The organism is Chryseobacterium formosum, from assembly GCF_026460885.1.
GTDB lineage: Bacteria > Bacteroidota > Bacteroidia > Flavobacteriales > Weeksellaceae > Chryseobacterium > Chryseobacterium formosus.
Genome location: NZ_JAOVZW010000027.1, coordinates 33787 through 57795 on the forward strand (window position 1 = coordinate 33787; position 24009 = coordinate 57795).

Annotated in this window: 26 protein-coding genes; 22 read left to right on the top strand and 4 right to left on the bottom strand. The window is 33.7% G+C overall.

Annotation, left to right across the window (positions count from 1 at the left end; translation table 11 throughout):
• Positions 1 to 45 precede the first annotated feature (45 nt).
• Together OF897_RS19055 and OF897_RS19060 are read right to left on the bottom strand one after the other, a co-directional pair.
• Positions 46 to 771 (bottom strand): hypothetical protein, encoded by a 726-nt coding sequence (locus OF897_RS19055; RefSeq protein ID WP_267267258.1) that lies wholly within the window; start codon positions 769 to 771, stop codon positions 46 to 48.
• Between the two features lie 109 nt (positions 772 to 880).
• Positions 881 to 1756 (bottom strand): aldo/keto reductase, encoded by an 876-nt coding sequence (locus OF897_RS19060; RefSeq protein WP_267267259.1) that lies wholly within the window; start codon positions 1754 to 1756, stop codon positions 881 to 883.
• Positions 1757 to 1957: 201 nt separating this feature from the next.
• On the opposite strand from OF897_RS19060, the gene OF897_RS19065 reads away from it, so the two are divergent.
• The 13 genes from OF897_RS19065 (at position 1958) to OF897_RS19125 (ending at position 12854) form a co-directional block, all read left to right on the top strand.
• Positions 1958 to 2392, top strand: coding sequence for a GNAT family N-acetyltransferase (locus OF897_RS19065; RefSeq protein WP_267267260.1), 435 nt, complete (start codon positions 1958 to 1960; stop codon positions 2390 to 2392).
• 77 nt (positions 2393 to 2469) lie between these two features.
• Positions 2470 to 3873, top strand: a complete 1404-nt coding sequence (locus tag OF897_RS19070; protein WP_267267261.1) for an MFS transporter — start codon at positions 2470 to 2472, stop codon at positions 3871 to 3873.
• Between the two features lie 171 nt (positions 3874 to 4044).
• Positions 4045 to 4920, top strand: coding sequence for a pirin family protein (locus tag OF897_RS19075; protein ID WP_267267262.1), 876 nt, complete (start codon positions 4045 to 4047; stop codon positions 4918 to 4920).
• 236 nt (positions 4921 to 5156) lie between these two features.
• On the top strand, positions 5157 to 5474 hold the full coding sequence (locus OF897_RS19080) for a GNAT family N-acetyltransferase (RefSeq protein ID WP_267267263.1): 318 nt from the start codon (positions 5157 to 5159) through the stop codon (positions 5472 to 5474).
• Positions 5475 to 5552: 78 nt separating this feature from the next.
• A complete protein-coding gene (locus OF897_RS19085; RefSeq protein WP_267267264.1) occupies positions 5553 to 6452 on the top strand; it encodes a pirin family protein in 900 nt (299 codons plus the stop codon).
• A 40-nt stretch (positions 6453 to 6492) separates the two neighbouring features.
• On the top strand, positions 6493 to 7365 hold the full coding sequence (gene bla, locus OF897_RS19090) for a subclass B3 metallo-beta-lactamase (RefSeq protein ID WP_267267265.1): 873 nt from the start codon (positions 6493 to 6495) through the stop codon (positions 7363 to 7365).
• Positions 7366 to 7389: 24 nt separating this feature from the next.
• The gene (locus OF897_RS19095; RefSeq protein WP_267267266.1) at positions 7390 to 7923 is read left to right on the top strand and encodes an NADPH-dependent FMN reductase; all 534 of its coding nucleotides are present in this window, start codon (positions 7390 to 7392) and stop codon (positions 7921 to 7923) included.
• A gap of 43 nt (positions 7924 to 7966) precedes the next feature.
• Positions 7967 to 8185, top strand: a complete 219-nt coding sequence (locus OF897_RS19100) for a (4Fe-4S)-binding protein (RefSeq protein ID WP_267267267.1) — start codon at positions 7967 to 7969, stop codon at positions 8183 to 8185.
• Positions 8185 to 8583, top strand: coding sequence for an OsmC family protein (locus OF897_RS19105; RefSeq protein ID WP_267267268.1), 399 nt, complete (start codon positions 8185 to 8187; stop codon positions 8581 to 8583). Before OF897_RS19100 ends, OF897_RS19105 begins: the two co-directional genes overlap by 1 nt.
• A 2-nt stretch (positions 8584 to 8585) precedes the next feature.
• On the top strand, positions 8586 to 8867 hold the full coding sequence (locus OF897_RS19110) for a GNAT family N-acetyltransferase (RefSeq protein WP_267267269.1): 282 nt from the start codon (positions 8586 to 8588) through the stop codon (positions 8865 to 8867).
• Positions 8868 to 9171: 304 nt separating this feature from the next.
• Positions 9172 to 10746: a sodium:solute symporter gene (locus tag OF897_RS19115; protein ID WP_267267324.1), complete on the top strand. Its 1575-nt coding sequence runs from the start codon at positions 9172 to 9174 to the stop codon at positions 10744 to 10746.
• Between the two features lie 223 nt (positions 10747 to 10969).
• Positions 10970 to 11821 (top strand): transketolase, encoded by an 852-nt coding sequence (locus OF897_RS19120; RefSeq protein ID WP_267267270.1) that lies wholly within the window; start codon positions 10970 to 10972, stop codon positions 11819 to 11821.
• An 88-nt stretch (positions 11822 to 11909) separates the two neighbouring features.
• A complete protein-coding gene (locus tag OF897_RS19125) occupies positions 11910 to 12854 on the top strand; it encodes a transketolase family protein (protein WP_267267271.1) in 945 nt (314 codons plus the stop codon).
• A gap of 206 nt (positions 12855 to 13060) precedes the next feature.
• On the opposite strand, the gene OF897_RS19130 is transcribed toward OF897_RS19125, so the two are convergent.
• A complete protein-coding gene (locus OF897_RS19130) occupies positions 13061 to 14773 on the bottom strand; it encodes a T9SS type A sorting domain-containing protein (protein WP_267267272.1) in 1713 nt (570 codons plus the stop codon).
• Between the two features lie 239 nt (positions 14774 to 15012).
• Here OF897_RS19130 and rpmB point away from each other — a divergent pair, with 239 nt between their 5' ends.
• From rpmB to OF897_RS19155, 5 genes are all read left to right on the top strand, one after another.
• Positions 15013 to 15255, top strand: coding sequence for a 50S ribosomal protein L28 (gene rpmB, locus OF897_RS19135; RefSeq protein WP_034760742.1), 243 nt, complete (start codon positions 15013 to 15015; stop codon positions 15253 to 15255).
• Positions 15256 to 15258: 3 nt separating this feature from the next.
• Entirely contained in the window at positions 15259 to 15441 is a 183-nt protein-coding gene (rpmG, locus tag OF897_RS19140) for a 50S ribosomal protein L33 (protein WP_027373683.1), read from the top strand.
• Positions 15442 to 15460: 19 nt separating this feature from the next.
• Positions 15461 to 15613 (top strand): DUF4295 family protein, encoded by a 153-nt coding sequence (locus tag OF897_RS19145; RefSeq protein ID WP_066755245.1) that lies wholly within the window; start codon positions 15461 to 15463, stop codon positions 15611 to 15613.
• Between the two features lie 191 nt (positions 15614 to 15804).
• Positions 15805 to 16758: a signal recognition particle-docking protein FtsY gene (gene ftsY / locus OF897_RS19150; RefSeq protein ID WP_267267273.1), complete on the top strand. Its 954-nt coding sequence runs from the start codon at positions 15805 to 15807 to the stop codon at positions 16756 to 16758.
• A 53-nt stretch (positions 16759 to 16811) separates the two neighbouring features.
• A complete protein-coding gene (locus tag OF897_RS19155; RefSeq protein WP_050377379.1) occupies positions 16812 to 17063 on the top strand; it encodes a GlsB/YeaQ/YmgE family stress response membrane protein in 252 nt (83 codons plus the stop codon).
• Between the two features lie 67 nt (positions 17064 to 17130).
• On the opposite strand, the gene sppA is transcribed toward OF897_RS19155, so the two are convergent.
• Positions 17131 to 18885, bottom strand: coding sequence for a signal peptide peptidase SppA (sppA, locus tag OF897_RS19160; protein ID WP_267267274.1), 1755 nt, complete (start codon positions 18883 to 18885; stop codon positions 17131 to 17133).
• A gap of 19 nt (positions 18886 to 18904) precedes the next feature.
• On the opposite strand from sppA, the gene folK reads away from it, so the two are divergent.
• From folK to OF897_RS19180, 4 genes are all read left to right on the top strand, one after another.
• On the top strand, positions 18905 to 19318 hold the full coding sequence (gene folK, locus OF897_RS19165) for a 2-amino-4-hydroxy-6-hydroxymethyldihydropteridine diphosphokinase (protein WP_267267275.1): 414 nt from the start codon (positions 18905 to 18907) through the stop codon (positions 19316 to 19318).
• A gap of 26 nt (positions 19319 to 19344) precedes the next feature.
• Positions 19345 to 20445, top strand: a complete 1101-nt coding sequence (locus OF897_RS19170) for an OmpA family protein (protein WP_267267276.1) — start codon at positions 19345 to 19347, stop codon at positions 20443 to 20445.
• Between the two features lie 50 nt (positions 20446 to 20495).
• Positions 20496 to 21962: an OmpA family protein gene (locus OF897_RS19175; RefSeq protein ID WP_267267277.1), complete on the top strand. Its 1467-nt coding sequence runs from the start codon at positions 20496 to 20498 to the stop codon at positions 21960 to 21962.
• Positions 21963 to 22040: 78 nt separating this feature from the next.
• A complete protein-coding gene (locus OF897_RS19180) occupies positions 22041 to 23942 on the top strand; it encodes a RecQ family ATP-dependent DNA helicase (protein ID WP_267267278.1) in 1902 nt (633 codons plus the stop codon).
• Positions 23943 to 24009: the final 67 nt, after the last annotated feature.

Genomic DNA, 24009 nt, shown 5'->3' on the forward strand with positions numbered 1-24009 from the left:
AGATTATCTTGAAAGCGATTTTTGTTTTATAATGATTTAGAAAATTTACCAAGGATCCTTGTTAAGCTTATAATCATAAGGAATATTCTGGCTAAAATCTGCCAAATACCAAACATCAGGCTCAGATTTATACTGTACAAAATCATAAATTACATCGAGTGGCATTTGAATATTTCCAAGGTTTCCACGCTCTTTATTAAATGCCGAAACCATTGCCGTAACTCTTACCAATTCATCTTGCGATTGCAATGGGGCATTATAAGCCGTTCCGATCTGAATGTGCGCTTTATATTCATCCAAAAGCTTAGTAACTTCATTTTTATAATTTCGGATAATCGCATTTTGTGCTTCTTCATCAGTCGGTTTCGTTTCCGCTACAATTAATTTAGAAAAATCTCGTGCTTTATACCTTTTAATTTCAGCCAAAACCTCATCCGGAATATAGTCTTTATTTTTAATTGCACTTGTCCACATCAACGTATCAATTGGGCTTTCAGGAGCTGGAGTTGCAATATCTACATTACTGGATTCAGCCGGGAAACTCGCCAAAATCTTTTTATTATTTTCATAATTCTCCCAATCTTCCTTACTATACGTTAAATATTGTTGAATTTTGTAAAGTGGCGTTTCGGTTTCGTTTCGGTAAACATATTCTGAGATCCCTAATCCCAATATTAAAACTAAAAATCCAAATCCAACAATTTTAAATATTTTTCTTACCGTTGACTTTTTCTTTATTGGTTTTTCGAAATTTTGTGATGGTGATTTCATTTATATTGTGTGATGTTATGATGTAAATTAAATTTAGCTAAAAATAATTGATCTCGCAGATTTTGCAAATACAGACATCCGCATGATTAATAAACTCTGTGAGAGATTATTAAATATCCGCTACAGCATTCAGCATTTTTTCTTCCCAAACCGGATCTTTTGGATCAAAAAACAATCTCTTTTCTGTATCTAAAGAACGAACAACATTCATTTCATCTTCAGAAAGTTCAAAATCAAAAACATCAAAATTTTGCTCAATTCTTGAAGGTGTTACCGATTTCGGAATCACACAGAAACCTTCCTGCAAATGCCATCTCAAAATAACCTGAGCAACAGATTTATTATGATTAAATGCTATTTTTTTAAGTAAAGGATTATCTAAAAGTTCTGCATTTCCGTTTCCAAGCGGACTCCAAGGTTGAGTAACGATATTATTTTCTTTATTATAAACCTTAAGTTCTTTTTGCTGGAAAATAGGATGCAATTCAATCTGATTGATGACTGGAGAAACCGTAGAATGTGATTTTAATTCTTCCAGCTTTTCAACCGTAAAATTACATACACCAATCGCTTTGATTTTCCCTTCATGGTACAATTCTTCCATCGCTTTCCACCCTCCTAAAAAATCTCCAAAAGGCCAGTGAATAAGATACATATCAAGATAATCTAACTGTAATCTGTCGAGAGTTCTTTGGAAAGCCGACTTTGCTTTTTCGTAACCATGATCCTGAACCCAAAGTTTTGAAGTCACAAACAAATCTTCACGATTAATTCCGCTGTTTTTAATGGCATTACCAACCGCTGTTTCATTTTGATAAATTGCAGCCGTATCAATCATTCTGTAACCGACTTCAATCGCTTTAACAACTGCTTTTTCACATTCTTCAAGATTTTCCATCTGCCAAACTCCGAAACCTAAAGCAGGAATATCAACTCCGTTATTGAGATTAATTACAGGTTGTCCTGCGTATATTTTTTGATGCATAATATTTTGTTTTTTTTAATGTCTAACAAATTTCGGATAAAGTTTTAAATTTTGACACACAGATTTTATCTGAAAAATGAATTTTATATTATTTTTAACAACATCATCTTTTACTTTTCAATTTAATCTTTTGTGTAATTAGGAATTCTAGTAAATTCAGACACTAATTGTTTTTCTTTATTTTTATCAAAAATTTAGATTATGTCCCATCCCTTCAGAATTGCAACTTCAGAAGATTATCCTAAAATTATGGAAATCTGGGAATCGGCGGTAAAAGCCACTCATGATTTTTTATCTGAAGCTGATTTTAAATATTTTAAAGAAGTCATTCCGAGAGACTATCTTCCAAATCTTGAAGTTTATATAATTTTTGAAAATGAAGAAATTACAGGATTCGGTGCTGTTTCTGAAAATATTTTAGAAATGCTTTTTATTCACAATAATTCTCGTGGAAAAGGTTTCGGTAAAATTTTATTTCAGTCTTTAAAAGATAAAACAGATTTTACAAAAGTTGATGTCAACGAACAAAATCCACAAGCCATTGGATTTTATGAAAAGATGGGATTTAAGCAAATCGGAAGGTCAGAGAAAGACAGTTCGGGAAAAAAGTATCCTATTATTCATATGGGCTTATAGATTATTCGTGAGCAAATTAAAAGCAGTTTCGGACTAATTTTTGTAAATTGTTTTGGCAAATAGAGCCAGCTAAACAAATGCCCACAACAATTTCTCCCCGCCAAACCGTAAAAAAAGTTCTGCCGTTGATTCTTGCGACAGCAATTTTTATGCAGATGCTCGATTCTACGATTCTGAATACTTCTTTGCCCTCAATTGCAAAAGATTTAAACGAATCTCCGTTGAATATGCAGAATGCTATTATCAGTTATGTTTTAACTTTAGCAGTTTTCATGCCTGCAAGTGGATTTTTGGCGGATCGATTCGGGACGAGAAGAGTTTTTGTATTCTCTTTGGTTTTGTTCAGTTTAGGGTCTTTGTTTTGTGCGATTTCTCAGAATCTGACCCATTTGGTGATTTCAAGAGTCATTCAGGGAGTTGGCGGAAGTTTGATGACCCCAGTCGGAAAATTAGCTTTAATTAAAACTTTCGACAGAAACGAATTATTAAAAGCAATGAATTTTGCGATTATTCCTGCGTTGATTGGTCCTGTTTTAGGTCCTTTAGTCGGCGGATATATGGTTGATTATCTTTCGTGGCACTGGATTTTTCTTATTAATATTCCGATTGGAATTTTAGGAATTGTTTTGGGTTTGAAATTTATGCCTAATTACAATTCGAGAGATACTGATTTCGATTTAAAAGGTTTCTTAATTTTTGCGGCAGCTTCTCTCCTGCTTTCCGTTTCGCTTGAACTTTTTGGAGATATGCAGAATATTACGCCGGTTTTAGTAGTTTTTATTCTGGGATTTTTATTCCTGTATTACTATTATCATCATGCTAAAAGAGGCGAAAATCCTATTTTCCCTTTAAGCCTATTTCAGGTAAGAACTTTCAGAGTAGGAATTGTAGGAAATCTTGCCACAAGATTAGGAATTAGCTCTGTACCGTTGTTGCTCCCCTTAATGATTCAGATTGCTTACGGTCAATCTGCAGTCATTTCAGGGTGGATTATTGCACCGATGGCTTTGACGGCGATGTTTGGAAAATCGTATGTCATAAAAATTCTCAATAAATACGGTTACAAACGAACTTTAATGCTCAACACCATTGTGATTGGAACTTTGATTTGTTGTTTGGCTATTCCGGATATTCACACCTCTATTTTTTGGTTTATTCCTGTGATTGCAATTTTAGGATTTTTCAATTCAATTCAGTTTACCTCGATGAATACAATTTCGATTGCAGATTTACGAAACTTCCAGACCAGCAGTGGAAATTCCCTTCTATCAGTTAATCAACAACTTGCAATAGGTTTTGGGATTGCATTTGGGTTAATCGTTTTAAAAATTTACGAAAACAATTCAGAGCTTATCCGACATGAAACTCACAATGCTTTTCGCTACACTTTCCTCACAGTAGGAGTTTTAACTATTATTTCTTCATTAGTTTTCAGAAGACTTCACGTTTCGGACGGCAGAAATATGAATTCGAAAGAATAAGTGAAATAGCGCTTGGTAGTTCTGAAGTTTGAGAGTAAAAAAATTCAAACACTAATACACTACAACTCTCAAACTCTCCGACTCAAAAACCCTCCAACCTAAATTACCACACATCAATGTGAGAGAAAACCGGCTGTCCTAAATTTGTTAAAAATTAAAACAAACAATATTATGACAACTAAAAAAGTAGAAATCATAGTTCCACCAAAACCTGCACATTTTGTGGGAGACGGTTTTAGGGTGCATAATTTTATTCCGGGCTCTTCGCATTTAAGTATGAAGAGAATGGATCCTTTTATTATGTTCGATTATAATTCTAAATTTCATTTCAACGGTTCGGAAATTCCACGAGGAGTTGGTGTTCATCCGCATCGAGGTTTTGAAACAGTGACGATTGCTTATCAAGGAAAAGTAGAGCATCACGACAGTGCAGGAGGCGGTGGAATTATCGGTGAAGGTGATGTACAATGGATGACTGCAGCAAAAGGAGTTCTTCACAAAGAATATCACGAAAAAGAATGGTTAAAACAGGGCGGAATTTTCCAAATGGTTCAGCTTTGGGTAAATCTTCCGGCAAAAGATAAGATGAGTCCTCCAAAATATCAGGCGTTAAAAAATTCGGAAATCCAGAAAATTGATTTAGCTGAAAACGGATTTGTAGAAATCATTGCCGGAGAATATCAAGGTGTAAAAGGTTCTGCTTCGACTTTCAGTTCTGTTAATCTGATGAATGCGAAATTAAAATCAGGCGGAAAAGCAGAATTTAATTTTCCTGCAAATTTCAACACCGCTGCTTTGGTCATCGAAGGAAATATTTTGGTCAATGGAGAAGAAAAAGCTCCGACCAATCATTTTGTTTTGTTTGAAAATAAAGGAGAAAACTTCACAATTGAAGCAACCGAAGATTCCGTAATTTTGATTCTTAGCGGAGAACCTTTAAATGAACCAATTTTTCCGCACGGTCCATTTGTAATGAATTCAAGAGAAGAAATCATGCAGGCTTTTGAAGATTTCAATACCGGAAAATTCGGGTATTTGGAAGATTAAATTTAATCTGAGAACAAATAATTTTAACGCAATGTTCGCAAAGGTTTATTACTCTTACTGAAAATATTTTCCGATCACAAAGGCACTTCGTTCAGCAAATGACAGCAATAAGCCTTAGCTGAGTGAAACGCCTTTGCGAACAGAAAATATGCAAAACAATTCTAAAATCTTAGCGAACATTGCGTTTAAAATATCATATTAAGTACTTACAAAATCAAACTTTAAATATAAACATCATGAAACCAGAATTTGAAAACATTCCATTAGTAAAAAATGAAGATAAAAAGAGATTTGAAATAGAATTTAACGGTCATTTCGCATTTATCGATTATAAAGAAACAAGTCAGCAAATTGCTTTAATTCATACAGAGGCCGAACCTGAATTGGCAGGAACCGGAGCTGCTGCAGCGGTTGTAGAGAAAACATTAATGTATATTGAAGAAAGCGGTAAAAAGTTACTTCCTTATTGCCCATACGTTTTTGCATTCATCAAAAAAAATCAGGATTGGAAACGTATTGTAGACCAAAGATTTGAAGCTTACGATAAGCTTTAATTTTAATTAAAGTACAGTAAATAGTAGAAATTTTAATTAAATTAGCTTCATACAAACAAAACTAAAATCGCAATCATTATGTCAAATATCGGACTTATCATAGAAGAAAAATCTGCAGATATAGGAAATTTTTTAGTGGGAAGATTATTGCCTTTCCGTGAAAAAAGAGCAGTCGGTCCTTTCGTTTTTATCGATCATATGGGACCTTCAGAATTGAAAGATTATCAGAATCTTGATGTTCCGCCACATCCTCACATTGGTCTTTCCACGCTAACTTATCTTTTGGAAGGATCAATTTTTCACCGAGACAGCATCGGAAGTGCTCTTGAAATCAAACCTGGAGCTGTAAACTGGATGACTGCCGGAAAAGGTGTTGTGCATTCTGAAAGAACTCCTGAATATCTCAGAACAACCGATAAAAAACTTCACGGGTTTCAGATTTGGGTAGGACTTCCAAAACATTTGGAGCAAACCGAACCAACTTTCCATCACATCGAAGCAGACCAGATTCCGGTTTGGGAAGAAGACGGAATTCAGTATAAATTAATTGCAGGAGAAGCATTCGGAAGAAAATCTGCAGTTCCCGTTCACAGCAAATTGTTTTTTATCGAAATTAAAACTAAGGAAGCTAAAAAAATAAGCATCGGGAAAGACCTTTATGGTGAAGCTGCGATGTATGTTTTAGACGGAACCGTTTCTACAGACGGAAATTCTTACGGTTCAAAACAATTAATGATTGCAAAAAATACTGAACTATGTGAATTTGAGATGAGCGAAAATGGTACAGTTTATCTTTTCGGAGGCGAGCCTTTCGATGAAGAACGTTTTATATTTTGGAATTTCGTTAATTCAGACAAAGAATTAATCGACAAAGCAAAAGTTGACTGGAATGATCAAAATCACGAAGCTTTTCCTTTAGTTCCGGGAGACGAAAAAGAATATGTTCCACTTCCGAGAGCTATTTTAAACAGAAAATAAATTTTTAAGCTTACTTTATCGGTATTTAAAACCTATTTCAATGAAAAGAATCTTTTTTTTATTATTAATAACTGCAACTTTTTTGAGTAATGCTCAAACTGTTACTGAGCCTAAAAATAATCCTGCAGAATGGTCGCAAAGTTATGAGCCATTCAAAATTGTTGGAAATCTTTATTATGTAGGAACTTACGATTTAGCTTCTTATTTAATTGTTACCAATAAAGGAAACATTCTTATTAATACAGGATTGAAAGACTCTCTTCCGATCATTAAAAACAATATCAAGAAATTGGGCTTTAACTATGATGATATCAAGATTTTATCCTTAACGCAGGCTCATTTCGATCATATGGGAGCAATGGCTGAAATTAAAAAAGAAACCGGAGCTAAATTGTATGTTGACGAAAAGGATGCCGCAGAATTAGAAAGTGGAGGGAAATCTGATTACGAATTGGGAAAATACGGAATTACTTTTCAGCCTGTAAAACCTGATTTTCTATTGAAAAATAACGACAAAATAAAATTGGGAAGCACTGTTTTAACGCTGCTCCATCATCCCGGTCATACAAAAGGTTCTTGTAGTTTTATGCTTGAAACCAAAGAAGGAAACAAAAATTACAAAGTTTTGATTGCCAATTTGCCTTCGATCATCATTGATAAAAAATTTTCTGAAGTAAAAACCTATCAAAATATTCAAAAAGATTACGCTTATACTTTTTCAGCAATAAAAAAACTGAATTTTGATCTTTGGGTAGCTTCTCACGCTAGTCAGTTTGACCTTCATAAGAAGAGAAAAGCAGGAGCTTCTTACGATCCTAAGTTATTTATGGATAAAGAAAATTATTTCAAAAAACTAAAAGATTTGGAAAAAGATTATCTGGAAAAAGTGAAGGAGGATTCAGTGAAAAAATAATTCAAGCATTAAAAAAATTCAAAAATGAAAATATTAGCATTTGCAGGAAGTACCTCTTCCACGTCCATCAACAGAGAATTGGTAAAATTTGTTCTGAAGAGTTTTCAGGAAGATGAAATTAATTTAATCGATTTAAATGATTTTGACATGCCCGTTTTCTCGGTTGACAGAGAAAAGAAAGGTTTTCCTGATGAAGCTCATAATTTTTTGAAGCAGATTGAAGAATGTGATGTCATTATCTGTTCTTTGGCAGAGCACAACCGTTCTTATTCTGCAGCTTTTAAAAACGTTTTCGATTGGGCTTCAAGAATTAATGTAAAAGTTTTTCAGAATAAGCCGATGTTTCTGATGTCGACCTCTCCGGGAGGTTATGGCGGCGGAAATGTGATGAATACAGCTAAAACATTCTTTCCACAATTTGCAGCAGATGTAAAAGAAACTTTTTCATTGTCTAAATTTTACGAAAATTTTGATTTGGAAAGCGGTGTTATCAATCCTGAAATGCTGAAAGATTTGAATGATAAGATTGGAAATTTCAAAAATCAAATTCAAAACTAATTCTTCCGGTTTCTAAAAAGAAGAATTTAATAATCAAAAAAATATGGATACCCATGAATATATAAACGGAGAGATTACTGTCATTTGGCAGCCTCAGAAATGCATTCACTCTGCAGTTTGCGTAAAAACACTTCCGAAAGTGTACAACCCAAAAGCAAGACCATGGTTAAAACCTGAAAATGCAACACCATCGGAACTTAAAAATCAAATAGACTTGTGCCCTTCCGGAGCATTAAGTTATAAATTTAATACAGAAAAATAATGTCAGTTATCGTAAAAGCAAGCTTAGGCACAACAAAATATTATACTGAAGTTGTCGCAGGAGAAAATACTTTAATTACCGATGAACCCATTGATAAAGGCGGACAAAATAAAGGTTTTAATCCATTTGAAATTCTCGCAACTTCTTTGGCAAGCTGTACCGCAGCAACTCTAAGAATGTACATCGATAGAAAAGAATGGAACGTTGAAAAGATCGACGTAGAAGTCGAATTAGAAAATTTTCCGCTGACAAAATTGGCAGTTTTCAAAAGAAGCATTAGTTTTGAAGGAACGGATTTAAGCGAAGATCAATTGAAAAGACTTCACGCCATTGCAGATGCTTGTCCGGTGCACAAAATATTACTTAACGAAATACAAATTCAAACCAAATTTTCATAAATATGATAGAAGTAAAACAAAACAACGACGAAAAACACGGAAGCTTTGAAGCTTTAATCGATGGAAACAAAGCCGGATTAATGACTTATACTTGGGCAGGTGAAGATCGATTGATCATTGATCACACCGAAGTGGAAGAAGCTTACAACGGGAAAGGAGTAGGAAAAGAAATGCTAATTAAAGCCGTAGAATTTGCAAGAGAAAAAGGCAAAAAAATAATCCCTCTTTGTCCGTTTGCAAAAGCAACTTTTCAGAAAAATGAGGATTTGAGAGATGTTTTGTAGGTTGAGGCGAAGGTTAGGAAACTCGCTCAGAAAAAACAGATTTTCGCAGACTATAGCCACGAATGCACTAATTGTATTGTTAATATTTTTTATTAAGTAAAAATTCGTGCATTCGTGGCAAATTAAATTCAATTCGTAAAGAAAGAATATCAGTTGGTTTTACTTTTTCTTTACGGATTTTTTTGTTTTAAATCCTACCTATATTTTTTGTAAGTTATTATCTACCCAAAACTTCCATCATCCAAAACTCAACTTCTCTCCCACTTCTTAAAAAAAACTATATTTGCTGAAATTAATTTCAAGCATGAATCCGGGAACGACACTTTTAATCTTTGTCTTTGTTTATTTCGTGGGACTTTTGGTGATTTCTTATATCACAAGCCGAAATTCCGATAATCAATCGTTTTTTATCGGTAACAAAAAAAGTAAATGGTGGCTTGTTGCTTTCGGAATGATCGGAACCAGCTTAAGTGGTGTTACCTTTATTTCAGTTCCTGGTACAGTCGGAAAAATGACCGGAAGCGAATATATTTTCGGAGGTTTCGAATATTATATGATGGTTATCGGGTTTTTTATCGGATATTTTATCGTTGCCGCCATTCTACTTCCACTTTATTATAAGATGAACCTTACTTCTATTTACACTTATTTAGGGAAAAGATTCAACGTTGAAGCACACAAAATTGGTTCTGTATTTTTCATTGTTTCAAGAGCAATTGGGGCAACTGCAAGATTATATTTGGTAGTGAATGTTTTACAAATTTTCCTTCTTGAAGGTTTGGGAGTTCCGTTTTGGGTAACTGCATTAGTACTTTTATTGATGGTGCTTTTGTACACTTTTGAAGGTGGCGTAAAAACAATTGTGATTACCGATACTCTACAGACTTCTTTTATGATTATCAGTTTAATTGCGTGTATTGTTTATATTTTATCCAACTTAAATTTATCTTTCGGAGAAGCTTACACGATTTTAGAACAGAAAAACTATACGCATTTCATTAATTTCGATCCCAATTCCAAAACATTTTTCTTAAAAACCATTTTAGGTGGAATCTTCATTACCATTGCAATGACTGGATTAGATCAGGAAATGATGCAGAAAAATATCTCGGTTGATAATCTTCAGAATTCAAAGAAAAATATGCTGACTTTCGCAGGAACGTTGCTTTTCGTAAACCTTGCTTTCTTGTTTTTAGGCGGATTGCTTTACCTTTTTGCGCTTCAAAATGGTGCAGGATATTCTCAAATTACGAATATTGTCGAAGGTAAAGAAGTTGTTTCAAATGTTTTCGGATTTAAAGATGCTACAGGAAAGATTATCAATGTAATGGGAGACGATTTATTTCCTTCTTTGTCACTTCAAGGGCATTTCCCTATGATTATTTCGGTGATTTTTATTATTGGTTTGATTTCCGCACTTTTCCCTTCTGCAGATGGAGCTTTAACGGCGGTTACGAGTTCTTATTGTGTAGATTTACTGAATTTAAATGAAGATAAAAACAAAACCGAAAAAGAGAAAAAACGTTTGAGAATGAAAGTTCACTTGACGTTTACCGTAGTTTTCTTTATTTTAATTATGGTTTTCAAAGCAATGAATGATAAGTCAATTGTTTATTTAATAATGGAAATCGCTGGTTATACTTATGGACCACTTCTCGGACTTTTCGCTTTCGGAATCTTTACTAAATTTAAAATTTCAACAAAATATTCAATTCTTGCTGTGACGCTTTTGGCGCCGGTATTAACTTACATTATTAATATGTTGGTCACCAATTATACAGATTATAGAATTGGCGTAGAACTAATTATTCTGAATGGGTTGTTAACTTTCATTGGATTGTGGCTGGTGAAGAATAAGAATTATTTGAAGGTGGTTTAGAATAATTTGGGCAGCTTTTTCCGCCTTCCGCTCTCGCTTTTTTGTTTCACAAAAAGAGCTCCGCTCAAGTCGGGCTGCGAAATTTGTCATAATAAAAACTTTGTTGAAGAATCTAAATTTTCTCAAAGTGAAGCATAATAAAATCCGGATTCAAAGTCCGGATTTTTGCATTTCCGTAAGCCGACAAAAAATTGTAGATTTGTGTGCAAATAAATCAAAAAGAATGAGTAAAAGTATTGAAGAGCTGAAATCTCTTACAACACAGATCAGAAGAGACATTTTAAGAATGGTTCACGCTGTAAATTCAGGTCATCCAGGTGGAAGTTTAGGCTGTACAGAGTACTTCACAGCACTTTATGGAAAAGTAATGAACTACAAATTACCATTCACTATGGAAGGTAAAAACGAGGATCATTTCTATCTTTCAAACGGTCACATTTCGCCGGTTTTCTATTCTACTTTAGCTAGATTTGGCTTCTTTCCGGTTGACGAATTAAGAACTTTCAGAAAGCTTGATTCAAGATTACAAGGTCACCCTACAACTCATGAAGGTTTGGAAGGAATTAGAATTGCTTCAGGATCTTTAGGACAGGGACTTTCTGTTGCTTTAGGTGTTGCGCAAGGGAAAAAATTAGACGGAGATCAATCTTTGGTTTATACACTTCATGGTGACGGAGAATTGCAGGAAGGTCAGGTTTGGGAAGCTTTGATGTATGCTTCAGCTAAAAAAGTAGATAACATCATCTCTACCATTGACTATAACGGACAGCAAATAGACGGAAGTACAGAAAATGTACTTTCATTAGGAAATCTTCATGCAAAATTGGAAGCTTTCGGATGGACAGTTTTGGAAGAGAAAAACGGTAACGATCTTGAAGCTGTGATTGCAATTTTAGAATTGGCGAAAACAGAAACAGGAAAAGGGAAACCCGTTGCAATCATTCTTCACACAATTATGGGTAATGGCGTTGATTACATGATGGGAACTCACGCTTGGCACGGTAAAGCTCCTAATGATGAGCAATTGGATACGGCTTTCAAACAATTATACCTAGAAGCTCCAGCTGATTATTAATTATAAATGATAAATTATCATCGATAAATGATAAGATTCAATATCATTGATCACATATCATTTATCAATTATCAAAATTTAAATTCTCATGAAATATACATATACAGAAAAAAAAGATACACGTTCAGGTTTTGGGGCTGGTTTAGCCGAATTGGCTGATAAAAACCCTAATGTTGTTGCACTTTGTGCAGACCTTATCGGTTCTTTGAAAATGGAAAAATTCATCGAAAAAGCTCCTGAAAGATTTTACCAGGTTGGTATCGCAGAAGCAAACATGATGGGTCTTGCTGCAGGTTTAAGCATCACAGGAAAAATTCCTTTTACGGGAACTTTTGCTAACTTTTCTACTTCAAGAGTGTATGACCAGATTCGTCAGTCCATCGCATATTCAGATAAAAACGTTAAAATCTGTGCTTCTCACGCAGGTCTTACTTTAGGAGAAGACGGTGCAACACATCAGGTTTTGGAAGATATCGGGATGATGAAAATGCTTCCGGGAATGACGGTTATCAATCCTTGTGATTACAACCAGACAAAAGCTGCGACTTTAGCAATTGCAGATCATCATGGTCCTGTTTATTTAAGATTCGGAAGACCAACTGTTCCTGTTTTTATTCCGGAAGATATGCCTTTCGAAATCGGAAAAGGAATTCTTTTGCAGGAAGGAACTGATGTAACAATCGTTGCAACAGGTCACCTGGTTTGGGAATCTTTAGTTGCTGCAGATGAGCTTGAAAAAGAAGGTATTTCTTGTGAAGTAATCAATATTCACACAATTAAACCTTTAGACGAAGAAATCATTTTAAAATCAGTTGAAAAAACCGGTAAAATCGTTACTGCTGAAGAGCACAACTATTTAGGAGGTTTAGGAGAATCTATTGCCGGAATGTTGGCAAGAAGAAGACCTACAAGACAGGAATTTGTTGCGGTAAATGATACTTTCGGAGAATCTGCAACCCCTGCAGAATTAATGAAGAAATATAAAATCGATGCTGCTGCTGTGAAAGAGGCGGTAAAGAGAATTTTAGCTTAATATTTTCTAACATATATGAAAAGCATCCAAAATTTGGATGCTTTTTTATTTTTTTCAGTTTCGCTCCTACGGAGCTCAAATATTACAGACATATTATTTCTTTATCTTTAAAACAAAAAAGTCGAAAGATTTCTCTTCCGACCATAACCAATACAAATTGATTCTCTCAGTTTAATTCGAGTTTAAAATCAAATTCAAACTGCTACTTATTTGATCATTAGTTTTTTGTTAACCCAATTATCTTTAATCTTAATTTTCAGGATGTACATCCCTTTCGAAAGATCAGAAACGTTGATTGACTGATCACTGTTGAGTTGTACATTTAGCTTTTTTCCATCCATTGAGTACATTTCTACTATGGAAGCCGTTTCACCTTTAATGAAAACTTTTTCAGAAGCTGGGTTTGGATATATTGACAGTTGCGTTTTCGAAGAGAAATCATTTACACTTAATGTATGTTCAACAGACGGATCAGAATAAACTTTTGATGCATCAATTGATCTCACACTCCAGTACACATCTTGAATCGATGGATCAAGTGTTAAAAACCAAGAAGGTGTCGTCACAATATATTTTGCGACATCTTGCGCTCCCGGAGTTGTTCCCACTTTAATTTCATATTGTAATGCATTTACAGAAGTTTTATCGTCTGTCGCACCACTCCATGTGAAATTGAACGTATTTCCGGTTTTTGTTAAATTTAAATTTGCCGGAGCGGTTGGTTTTAAATTCGTTGATGTGGAAGTATTTTTATATAATTTGGTAAATGAATTCAAATCCGGATCTGCCCAATCAAAACCAGTCATTAAAACGTCTAAATGATTGTTTCCATCATAATCAAAAAGTCTTACATTTCCTGTTCCGCCTAAATTATACAAAGAAGTATTGGTTGCTTTTGTAAAAGAATTGGAAGTTGGATTGTATAGAAATACATTAACAACTCCGTCATTATTTGCATCATCACCAATGACGATAAAATCATAGTATCCATCGTTATTAAGATCTCCAACATCAACACTTGAGGCCGAAAGACCTTCATTGGGTATTTCAATTTCGGCAAACTGCCCCGTTCCATCGTTCATAAAAATGCCAAGATATTCATCATAATTATCATCCTGACCAATTGCGACCAAATCAAGAAAACCGTCGCCATTAAAGTCCGCATAAGTCATTTTCCCACTTGCTAAAGGTAAAAGAGTTTGAGATAACTGAAGTCCGTTACTTGAATTTAAGTAAGTTTTAAAAACAGGACTTGTATTTTCATCATAACCAAAAACCACAACATCCAGAAGATTATCATTATTTAAATCTAAAACCTTAAAACTACCATTCTGAGTTCCCGGAAGCCACGACTGATTTAGTTGAAAACCATTTCCGGAGTTTTGATAAAGACTCAAATCATTGACAAAACCAGTTCCATCAACGTATTGTGTACCATTAATAGCATAATCTTGTTTTCCATCGTGATTTAAATCAAAAACTTCAATTGAACCGTAGATTTTCCCTGCAGTATCTTCCACTTTTGAAAACCCTGTTCCGTTATTCAGAAATCGATAATGCTTATAATTAACAACATTATTATAGCTCAAACCTGTGGAAACGATATCGAGCAAACCATCATTATTATAGTCTATAAATTTAATATCTCCTAAATGCGTAACATCGGTTCCCAGATTTCCATACGCTGAAAAAATACCGTTATTGTTGGAATAAATTTCATTAAATGTAATATCGGCATTTCCGTCTGCATCATTATCTATTGCGCCATTGTAAACAACATCTGGTTTACCGTCGTTATTAAAATCTCCAATGGCACTTGAGCCATAATAGAAATTTTTGATGTTGGTAGAAACCTCAGAAAATGTCTGCGACTGAAACATCATCGGAATAAAAAAGGCAAAAACATATAATCTTTTCATTTTATTTTTATTTAGATTAATTAAAAACAAAGATAGCCTCAAATATTATTTTAAAGGTTTTATTGAGACTGACATTTATCATCTGCTCAAGTATAAAAGACATTTTACAATGTTCTTAAATTTGTAACTCATTAAAACTGACAAATAATTATTAGAAAATTTATCTAAAGACTTGTCTATCTAAAAAATTATTTGTTATTTTGCAACCTCAAATATTATACAAATAAGAACATCGAGATATGTCAAGAATTTGCCAGATAACAGGAAAGCGTGCAATGGTTGGTAACAACGTTTCCCACGCTAATAACAAAACGAAGCGTCGTTTTGAAATTAACTTATTGGAAAAGAAATTTTACCTTCCAGAGCAAGACAAGCACGTTACGCTTAAAGTTTCAGCTCATGGATTGAGAATCATTAACAAGATTGGAATCGAAGAAGCTATCGAAAGAGGCATCAGAGAAGGATTGATTAAAAAGAACTAAATCATGGCAAAAAAAGGAAATAGAGTTCAAGTAATTCTTGAATGTACAGAGCACAAAGAAAGTGGTATGCCGGGAATGTCTAGATACATTTCTACAAAAAATAAAAAGAACACTACAGAAAGATTGGAATTGAAAAAATACAATCCGGTTCTTAAGAGATCTACCCTTCACAAAGAAATCAAGTAATTTATAAATATAATTTACCATGGCAAAGAAAGTAGTAGCAACCCTACAAAGCGGACAGTCAAAAAAAATGACTAAAGTTGTGAAAATGGTGAAGTCATCTAAATCAGATGCTTACGTTTTCGAAGAAAAAGTAATGAATGCAGACGAAGTAGACGCTTATTTGAAAAAATAATCAGTTACTTTATTTACAATATAAAAACTACTCATTTTTTGGGTAGTTTTTTTGTTATCTTTGCTTTTGATAGAGCTGGATGTTAGAAGCTGGATGTCAGATGTTCCAACAAGTGAAAACATACAATGGTAAACATCAAACTTCCCACAACCAGCTTCCAACAATAAACAAAATTTCCATATTTCATAAAAATGAGTTGGTTTAAAAATATTTTTAAAAAAGAAGAAAAAGAAACTTTAGACAAAGGTTTAGAAAAATCTAATCAGGGTTTCTTTGAAAAAATGACTAAAGCCGTAGTCGGCAAAAGCAAAGTAGATGACGAAGTTCTGGATAACTTAGAAGAAATACTTATTGCTTCCGATGTAGGCGCTTCTACAACCATCAAAATCATTGAGAGAATTGAGGAACGTGTCGCAAGAGATAAATATGTAGGTGTAAATGAATTAGACCAGATTCTACGTGATGAAATTTCCGGACTTCTTTTGGAAAACCCTCATTCAGGGAGCGGAAATATTGATACTTCAAAAAAACCATATGTAATTATGGTTGTCGGTGTAAATGGAGTCGGAAAAACTACAACAATCGGAAAATTGGCTCATCAGTTTAAATCTGAAGGCAAAAAAGTAGTTTTGGGTGCAGCAGATACATTTAGAGCTGCAGCCGTAGATCAATTGGTTATTTGGAGCGAAAGAGTTGGCGTACCCATCGTAAAACAAGAGATGGGTTCTGATCCTGCTTCTGTTGCTTTCGACACTGTACAAAGTGCAGTCGCTCAAGATGCAGATGTTGTAATTATTGACACTGCAGGAAGACTTCACAATAAGATTAATTTGATGAATGAACTTTCTAAAATCAAAAGAGTAATGCAAAAGGTAATTCCTGATGCTCCACACGAGATTTTATTGGTTTTGGATGGTTCTACAGGTCAGAATGCTTTTGAACAGGCGAAACAATTTACAGCAGCAACGGAAGTGAATGCTTTAGCGGTAACAAAATTAGACGGTACTGCAAAAGGAGGTGTTGTTATCGGTATTTCAGATCAATTTCAAATTCCGGTAAAATATATAGGTGTTGGAGAGAAGATGCAGGATCTTCAACTTTTTAATGGTACAGAGTTTGTAGATTCATTTTTCAAGAAAAGATAATTCATCTTATTTTTTGAAAATAAATCAAATTACTAACATTAAAAATTTAAACTATGGGAATTTTGACATGGATCATTTTCGGTCTTATCGCAGGGGCAATCGCAAAAGCATTACATCCAGGAAATGACCCTGGAGGTTGGATTGTAACAATCATCATCGGTATTTTAGGAAGTATGCTTGGAGGATGGATTGGATCAATGATATTCGGAGTAGATGTTACAGGATTTAATTTTTCAAGTTTCCTTGTTGCAATCGGAGGTTCAGTTCTTTTGCTTGCAATCTACAGAATGGTAACTAAAAAATAAAAAATTTACAAAATAAAAATCCCGATTTGAAATTTTCAAATCGGGATTTTTTATGAACAATAATAATTTAGTTAATCTTGATCTTGTAAGGCATTTCCATTTTTACCTCAAACTTTAATTTTTCATCGGTAAGCTGCTCTAAAATCTCATAGTTGGCTTTACCAATTTTATTTTTAATCACTCTTGCAGAAATATCATCTTCATTTAAGTCTTCAAAAATCTGTTCAAAAGCGGTCATTTTCTTAGGATAAGAAGCAACGTTGTATGATTTTAAGTTTGCTTTTTGTGCTGCAAATTTCACAGCATCATTTAAAGTTCCCAATTCGTCAACCAATCCGATTTCTTTTGCACGAACACCGCTCCAAACTCTACCTCCGCCAACACTATCAATTTGTTCGAAAGTTTTCTTTCTGTTTTGCGTTACAAAATGGACGAATCTTTTGTAAGTTCCCTCAACACTTCTTGTCATTAAATTCACTCCATAAGGCGTAAGACCGTGCAATGAAGAATAATATGCTGAATTAGCATTGGTTGCAACAATATCAGAACGTACTCCGTTTTTATTGGCAATATCTTTAAAGTAAGGCATTACTCCAAAAACTCCGATTGAGCCAGTTAAAGTATTAGGTTCAGAATAAATTTTATCTGCTCCCATTGCAATATAATATCCACCTGAAGCAGCGTAATCACCGAACGAAACAACCAAAGGCTTCTTCTTTTTCAACTGTTGAAGTTCGAATAAAATCTCATCAGAAGCATTTGCACTTCCACCCGGAGAATTAATTCTCAAAACCACCGCTTTCACTTTGTCATCTTCTTGAAGATCTTTGATATATTTAATATACTTTTCAGAATAGATTTCATTGTATTCGTCTCCATTATTAATAGAACCTGAAGCGTATAAAACAGCTACTCTATCGCCAGATTTTTCTTTATTTATAAAAGAATCAATATATTTATGAAGAGAAACTCTGTTTAATTTATCATCAGCTTTTAGGTTTAATTTTGCTCTGATAATCTGGTCATACTCCGTTTTTTGAATTAATTTATCTGCCAATTTATATTTTAAGCTTAAATCAGGAATCATTCCGTATAAACTATCCACCACAGTTTTAAATTCTTCAGCTTTCATTTTTCTTGAAGCTGCCATTTTCGAAGAAGTATTTCCCCAAATATCATTTAATAAAGTACTCAGCTGCTCTTGGTTTTCAGGAGAAATATCATTTCTTAAAAACGGTTCAACAGCAGATTTGAATTTTCCGTGACGGATAACTTCGATTCCGATCCCATATTTTTCAGCAAAATCTTTGAAGAAAGTAACTTCTGTAGCCAAACCTTTCAATTCAATTCCACCAGATGGATTTAAATAATATTGATCTGCAACAGAACCTAAATAATAAGAAGCCTGCGAAACTGAATTTCCATAAGCGTAAACAAATTTTCCGCTCTTTTTGAAATCTTCAATAGCACTTCTTAAATCATCAATTTGTGTAGTTCCAGCATTAAAATTATCTACTTCAATACTAATTCCTTTGATATTATCATCTTCTTTAGCTTTGTGAATAGCTTCTACAGCATCATAAATAAGAATATTGCTGTTTTTATTTTTCATATTGAAAATACTCTGTTGCTCTTCTGTAGGACTATCGATGATAGTAGTATTCAGATTAATAGTTAAAACAGAATTCTTTTTCACTGAAACAGATTTTTCTCCACCCATCGAACCAACGGCAATCATTATAATAAAAAAGAAGAAAAACACGAAGCATAATAGTACAATAGCGACTATATTTGCCAATACATTTTTAAAGAAACTCTTCATAAACAATCATTTTTCTTATATGTCGCAACATACAGTCGTTTTGTTACTCGGAAGTAATATTGGTGATCAAAAAAAAAATATTGATACCGCTTTAGACAAAATAAGCGAGACCTGTTTTATATTAAAAAAAAGTGAATATTTAACATCCGAACCCGTAGAATTTGCCAGTTCTAATATTTTTTGTAATATTGCAACAATAATATCTACTCACCAATCGCCTATACAACTGCTTGATTACGTGAAAAAAATAGAGATTGAAATGGGACGACTTACTGACTCTACAATCTCAAAAGTTTACACCGATAGAATAATCGACATTGATATAGTGAAGTATGATGAGTTGAAATTCACATCAGAAAGGTTAGAAATCCCTCATAAAAAACATCTTTTTGAAAGGGAATTTTCTCGGATATTATTGAAAAATTTTAGTTAAAAAAAACAACAAATAAAACATATTGTATGAAATTAGGTTTATTATTATTGGCAGCTTTGCCTATTGCTACTTATGCTCAAGACAGTATTTCGGTAAACTCTACAAACGAATATCCCAATACGTTTTCTTCTGGTTCTGCAAACATTCAAAAATTTGACAACAAAGCTCGAAAATTTAACGATTGGTCTATTTCTATAGGAGGTGGTCCTGCGGTTATGGCTTTTGCAGATCTTACTTCTTTTTATGATAAGAAAGTAAACTGGGGATGGAATGCTTACGCAAGTGTTGATAAGCAAATCACACATACATTTGGTCTTAGTTTACAATACCAAATGGGTAAAACAAACCAGCAAGGAAAATTACCAAATAATCCTGCAGCTGGTGTTGCTGATGCTTGGACTGAATATCAACAAGTTTCATTATTAGGAGATATTAATCTTTCTAATCTTTTAAGACGAGTTGATAATTATTCGCATTACAGATGGGCATTACACGGATATATTGGTGCTGGCTTTATGGGCTATAAAACTGAGCTTATAGATAATGATGCTTCCAGATGGAGCACGAATCCTCCAAGAATCCCAATTATGATTGATCAAAAACTTGGTATTGAATCATTTTTCATGCAAGCTGGAGTTGGTTTGAAATATAACGTTTCTAAACTTATCGACATTGAAGCAAGAATGATGTATATCAACAGTTTTGATGAAGAATTTGATGGTGGTGGTGAAGGTAGAGCTTTAGAAAATCCCAATGGAGATAGAATTAATTATAACTTAATTAATGATTCTTACTCAGATGCAATGATGACATTTAATTTAGGTTTATCATTTAAATTAGGAAAACATCAAACACATTTAGCTTGGCATGATCCTTTACAGGAAGTCTATTACAGAGCAAATCTATTAGAAAATACAACAAATGAATTGGTTGTCTGCGAAAAAGGAGATAACGATAACGATGGAGTTTGTGATGATTGGGACAGAGAACTTAACACTCCTGCAGGTGCAAGAGTTGACGGTGCTGGTGTAGCATTGGATATGGATCTTGATGGTGTAATCGACTTATACGATAAGTGTGTTACAGTACCTGGTTCACCAAATAATAATGGTTGCCCAACCAACTAATGCTTTCGCAAAAAAATAATCATTTAATTAACTAAATAAAAAAATACATTATGAAATTAAGTTTAGCAATTGTTGCCTTAGCATTAGCTGTACCCACAGTGAGCTATGCACAAGATTCGATAGCCGTAGTTTCTACTGATGAATACCCAAATACATTTTCATCTGGCTCTGCCAATATCTCTCCCTTCACACAAAAATCTAAAAGATTTAACGATTGGGCGATTTCATTTGGAGCCGGAGTACCATTGATACAAGCAGGAGATTTAACGTCTATTAAAAATGGTAACGGTAAAAACCTATTCGGTTACTCAGCTTTTGTAAGTATTGATAAAGCAATTACTCATGCTTTTGGTATTAATTTACAGTACGACAGAGGAGAAACAAGACAAGGTTGGTTTAATACTAAAGATTCAGCGCCTGCAAATGCAACTTATCAGCAAGTTGGTGCAAGAACACAATATGATGCAATCTCAGTTTTGGGAGACATCAATTTCTCAAATTTATTGAGAAGAGTTGATAACAAATCAACTTACAGATGGGCATTACATGGTTATGCTGGTATTGGTACTTTAGCATACAGAGCATATCAAAAAGATGCTACAGGACAAAGATTAATGACAGAAATTAAGCCTTTTAAATTTGGTTCTTTCTTCGGTCAGGCTGGAGCAGGTCTTAAATTTAAAGTAAACAGAAGATTAGATCTTGAAACAAGACTAATGTATGTTTACACAGGTGATGATGAATTTGACGGAGGTGGTGCTCAATACAGCGACATCAACAAAAGAGAAGATCAGATTTCTGACAACTTCTTCAACGCTACAGTTGGTTTATCTTTAAAATTAGGAAAACACGAATCTCACCTAATGTGGCACGATCCATTGCAGGAAATCTATTACAAGCTAGATGTTTTGGCTAACAAAAACCAAGATATTGAAGTTTGTAAAAAAGGAGATGCTGATAACGATGGAGTTTGTGACGATTGGGACAGACAACTTGATACTCCTGCAGGTGCAAGAGTTGACGGTGCTGGTGTAGCTTTAGATACAGATTTAGATGGAGTAATCGATCTTTACGATAAATGTGTAACAGTTCCAGGACCGGTTGAAAACCAAGGTTGTCCTTTGACACCAACTGAACCAGTTGGACCAAGTGGACCTGTAATAGAAACTGCGACTAATATGGAAGGAATTGAGTTTGATTTAAATTCTGACAGAATTTTATCTACAAACACACCAATTCTTAACAATGCTGTAAATTATATCAACTCTTCAAAAGGTACTTATACTGTAATTGGAGCAACGGATACAAGAGCTTCTGACGAATATAACCAAAAGTTATCTGAAAGAAGAGCAAACAGTGTGAAAAACTATTTGATTAAAAATGGTGTTGATTCTTCTAAATTAAACGCTGTAGGTAGAGGTGAAAAAGACCTTAAATATCCTGAGTGTGATCCAGCTACTAAATGTCCTGAATGGAAAAACAGAGCAAACAGAAGGGTTTACTTCGAAGCTAAATAATAAAATTTCTTATTATAAATTTAAAAGTCACGCATTGCGTGGCTTTTTTTGTCTCAATACTTTTATTACATTTACTTTATGATTTCTCCGCAAGATTTTACCGAATTGAAAAGTAAAACCCTAAAACATTTTTGGGGTTATGATCATTTTAGAGACTCACAGGAACAAATTATTGATTCTGTAATTAACCGAAAAGACACCTTAGTTTTACTTCCTACAGGAGCAGGAAAATCATTATGCTATCAACTTCCATCTTTGTTGCAGGAAGGAACCTGTCTTGTAATTTCGCCGCTTTTGGCTTTAATGAAAGATCAGGTAAATCAATTAAAATTCAGAGGAATTGAAGCAGAATATCTAAGTTCTGAATTGGATGAATTTGATGCAGAAGTTATCTACAATCGATGTAAAGATGGTTTAACTAAATTATTATATGTTTCACCAGAAAGACTCACTAATAAATTGTTTCTTCAGCAAATTGAGGAAATTCAGCTATCATTTATTGCAGTGGATGAAGCACATTGTATTTCAGAATGGGGACAAGATTTCAGGCCGAGTTATCAGAACATAAAAGATTTCAGAAAAAATAATCCTGAAATTCCATGTCTTGCATTAACAGCAACAGCAACGCCAAAAGTTTTAGATGAAATAAAATCTAAACTTGAACTTAAAAATCCTCAGATATTTCAGAAAAGTTTTAAAAGAGACAACATTAAAATATTTTCAGAAGAAGTTTCAGACAAATATCAAAAGGTTTTTAATATTCTTAAATACGCTAAAGAATCTGGAATAATCTATGTAAGAACCCGAAAAGATGCTGAATTATTAACTGAATTTCTTCACAGAAAAAAAATTGAAAATGTTGATTATTATCATGCTGGATTATCAACTAAAGAAAAAAACGAAAGACAGAATTTCTGGAACAATAGTGATCAAAATGTATTGATTTCAACGAATGCTTTTGGGATGGGAATCGATAAGGACAATGTACGTTTCGTGATTCACTTCTCTCCATCCCAATCGATTGAAAACTATTATCAGGAAATCGGTCGTGCTGGAAGAGATGGAAAGAAAAGTTATGCTTTTATGCTTTGGAATCAACAGGAAATTTCAAATTTTGATCAAATTTTAAGAAATCAGATTCCAAGCAAAACAGAGTTTTTAAAAATCATAAGTTATCTCTATTCTAAATTTCAGGTGGCAGAATTTGAGCTCCCAGAGAAGGTTTTTCAGTTAAATACATCAGGAATTCAGAGTTTCACAAAACTTTCAACGGCAAAAATTAAAAATGTTCTGAATTTTCTTCATACCCAAGAAATTATTTTTCACAACAGCAATAAAAGTCTGTCTTCGCTTGAACTCCTCATTAAACCAGATGAAATTGACCAACTTCCAGCAAAGGATGCTTATTTTATCGAATTAATGCTTAGAAGTATTTCAGGAATTACCACTCATAAAGTGATGTTCAGCGAGCAAAAAGTAAGCGATAAAATTGGTGTAAGCATTCATCTCATCAAAGAAAGACTGAAAGAACTTCAACAGAAAAATTATCTGGAATATATTGATGGTGCATTAGCTTCAGTAAAATTTTTAAAACCACGTGACGAAAGATCAAATGGTGGAATTTATTGGAACCTTTTTGAACATATTCAAAAAAACAAAATCCAGAAATGGGAAGAAATGAAATTCTTTATTGAAGACAATCAATACTGCAAAATGAAATTGATTCTCTCCTATTTTGGTGAAAAAAATGCTAAGAATTGTGGACAATGTACGGTCTGCGAAAAAAACAAGCAATCGATTTTCGGAAAAAATGTTTCTTTGGAAATCATTAAAGTTTTAAATAAAAAGCCCGCAACCATCGAAGAAATTTCGGTTCAATTGCAGTTTCAAACCAAAGAAAATATCTTAGAAAATCTGATTTTCTTATTAGATTCAGGAAAAGTGAAAATGCTGAATTTCCGTACTTACGCTATAACATAAGTAATCAATAATTGGTAATAAGTAATAGAAATTCATAACTCATAATTTTTAACTTATAACTCAAGAG

Coding starts and splice junctions, on each gene's coding strand:
- OF897_RS19055 (WP_267267258.1), bottom strand. CDS start 771: ATGAAATCACCATCACAAAATTTCGAAAAACCAATAAAGAAAAAGTCA.
- OF897_RS19060 (WP_267267259.1), bottom strand. CDS start 1,756: ATGCATCAAAAAATATACGCAGGACAACCTGTAATTAATCTCAATAAC.
- OF897_RS19065 (WP_267267260.1), top strand. CDS start 1,958: ATGTCCCATCCCTTCAGAATTGCAACTTCAGAAGATTATCCTAAAATT.
- OF897_RS19070 (WP_267267261.1), top strand. CDS start 2,470: ATGCCCACAACAATTTCTCCCCGCCAAACCGTAAAAAAAGTTCTGCCG.
- OF897_RS19075 (WP_267267262.1), top strand. CDS start 4,045: ATGACAACTAAAAAAGTAGAAATCATAGTTCCACCAAAACCTGCACAT.
- OF897_RS19080 (WP_267267263.1), top strand. CDS start 5,157: ATGAAACCAGAATTTGAAAACATTCCATTAGTAAAAAATGAAGATAAA.
- OF897_RS19085 (WP_267267264.1), top strand. CDS start 5,553: ATGTCAAATATCGGACTTATCATAGAAGAAAAATCTGCAGATATAGGA.
- bla (WP_267267265.1), top strand. CDS start 6,493: ATGAAAAGAATCTTTTTTTTATTATTAATAACTGCAACTTTTTTGAGT.
- OF897_RS19095 (WP_267267266.1), top strand. CDS start 7,390: ATGAAAATATTAGCATTTGCAGGAAGTACCTCTTCCACGTCCATCAAC.
- OF897_RS19100 (WP_267267267.1), top strand. CDS start 7,967: ATGGATACCCATGAATATATAAACGGAGAGATTACTGTCATTTGGCAG.
- OF897_RS19105 (WP_267267268.1), top strand. CDS start 8,185: ATGTCAGTTATCGTAAAAGCAAGCTTAGGCACAACAAAATATTATACT.
- OF897_RS19110 (WP_267267269.1), top strand. CDS start 8,586: ATGATAGAAGTAAAACAAAACAACGACGAAAAACACGGAAGCTTTGAA.
- OF897_RS19115 (WP_267267324.1), top strand. CDS start 9,172: ATGAATCCGGGAACGACACTTTTAATCTTTGTCTTTGTTTATTTCGTG.
- OF897_RS19120 (WP_267267270.1), top strand. CDS start 10,970: ATGAGTAAAAGTATTGAAGAGCTGAAATCTCTTACAACACAGATCAGA.
- OF897_RS19125 (WP_267267271.1), top strand. CDS start 11,910: ATGAAATATACATATACAGAAAAAAAAGATACACGTTCAGGTTTTGGG.
- OF897_RS19130 (WP_267267272.1), bottom strand. CDS start 14,773: ATGAAAAGATTATATGTTTTTGCCTTTTTTATTCCGATGATGTTTCAG.
- rpmB (WP_034760742.1), top strand. CDS start 15,013: ATGTCAAGAATTTGCCAGATAACAGGAAAGCGTGCAATGGTTGGTAAC.
- rpmG (WP_027373683.1), top strand. CDS start 15,259: ATGGCAAAAAAAGGAAATAGAGTTCAAGTAATTCTTGAATGTACAGAG.
- OF897_RS19145 (WP_066755245.1), top strand. CDS start 15,461: ATGGCAAAGAAAGTAGTAGCAACCCTACAAAGCGGACAGTCAAAAAAA.
- ftsY (WP_267267273.1), top strand. CDS start 15,805: ATGAGTTGGTTTAAAAATATTTTTAAAAAAGAAGAAAAAGAAACTTTA.
- OF897_RS19155 (WP_050377379.1), top strand. CDS start 16,812: ATGGGAATTTTGACATGGATCATTTTCGGTCTTATCGCAGGGGCAATC.
- sppA (WP_267267274.1), bottom strand. CDS start 18,885: ATGAAGAGTTTCTTTAAAAATGTATTGGCAAATATAGTCGCTATTGTA.
- folK (WP_267267275.1), top strand. CDS start 18,905: ATGTCGCAACATACAGTCGTTTTGTTACTCGGAAGTAATATTGGTGAT.
- OF897_RS19170 (WP_267267276.1), top strand. CDS start 19,345: ATGAAATTAGGTTTATTATTATTGGCAGCTTTGCCTATTGCTACTTAT.
- OF897_RS19175 (WP_267267277.1), top strand. CDS start 20,496: ATGAAATTAAGTTTAGCAATTGTTGCCTTAGCATTAGCTGTACCCACA.
- OF897_RS19180 (WP_267267278.1), top strand. CDS start 22,041: ATGATTTCTCCGCAAGATTTTACCGAATTGAAAAGTAAAACCCTAAAA.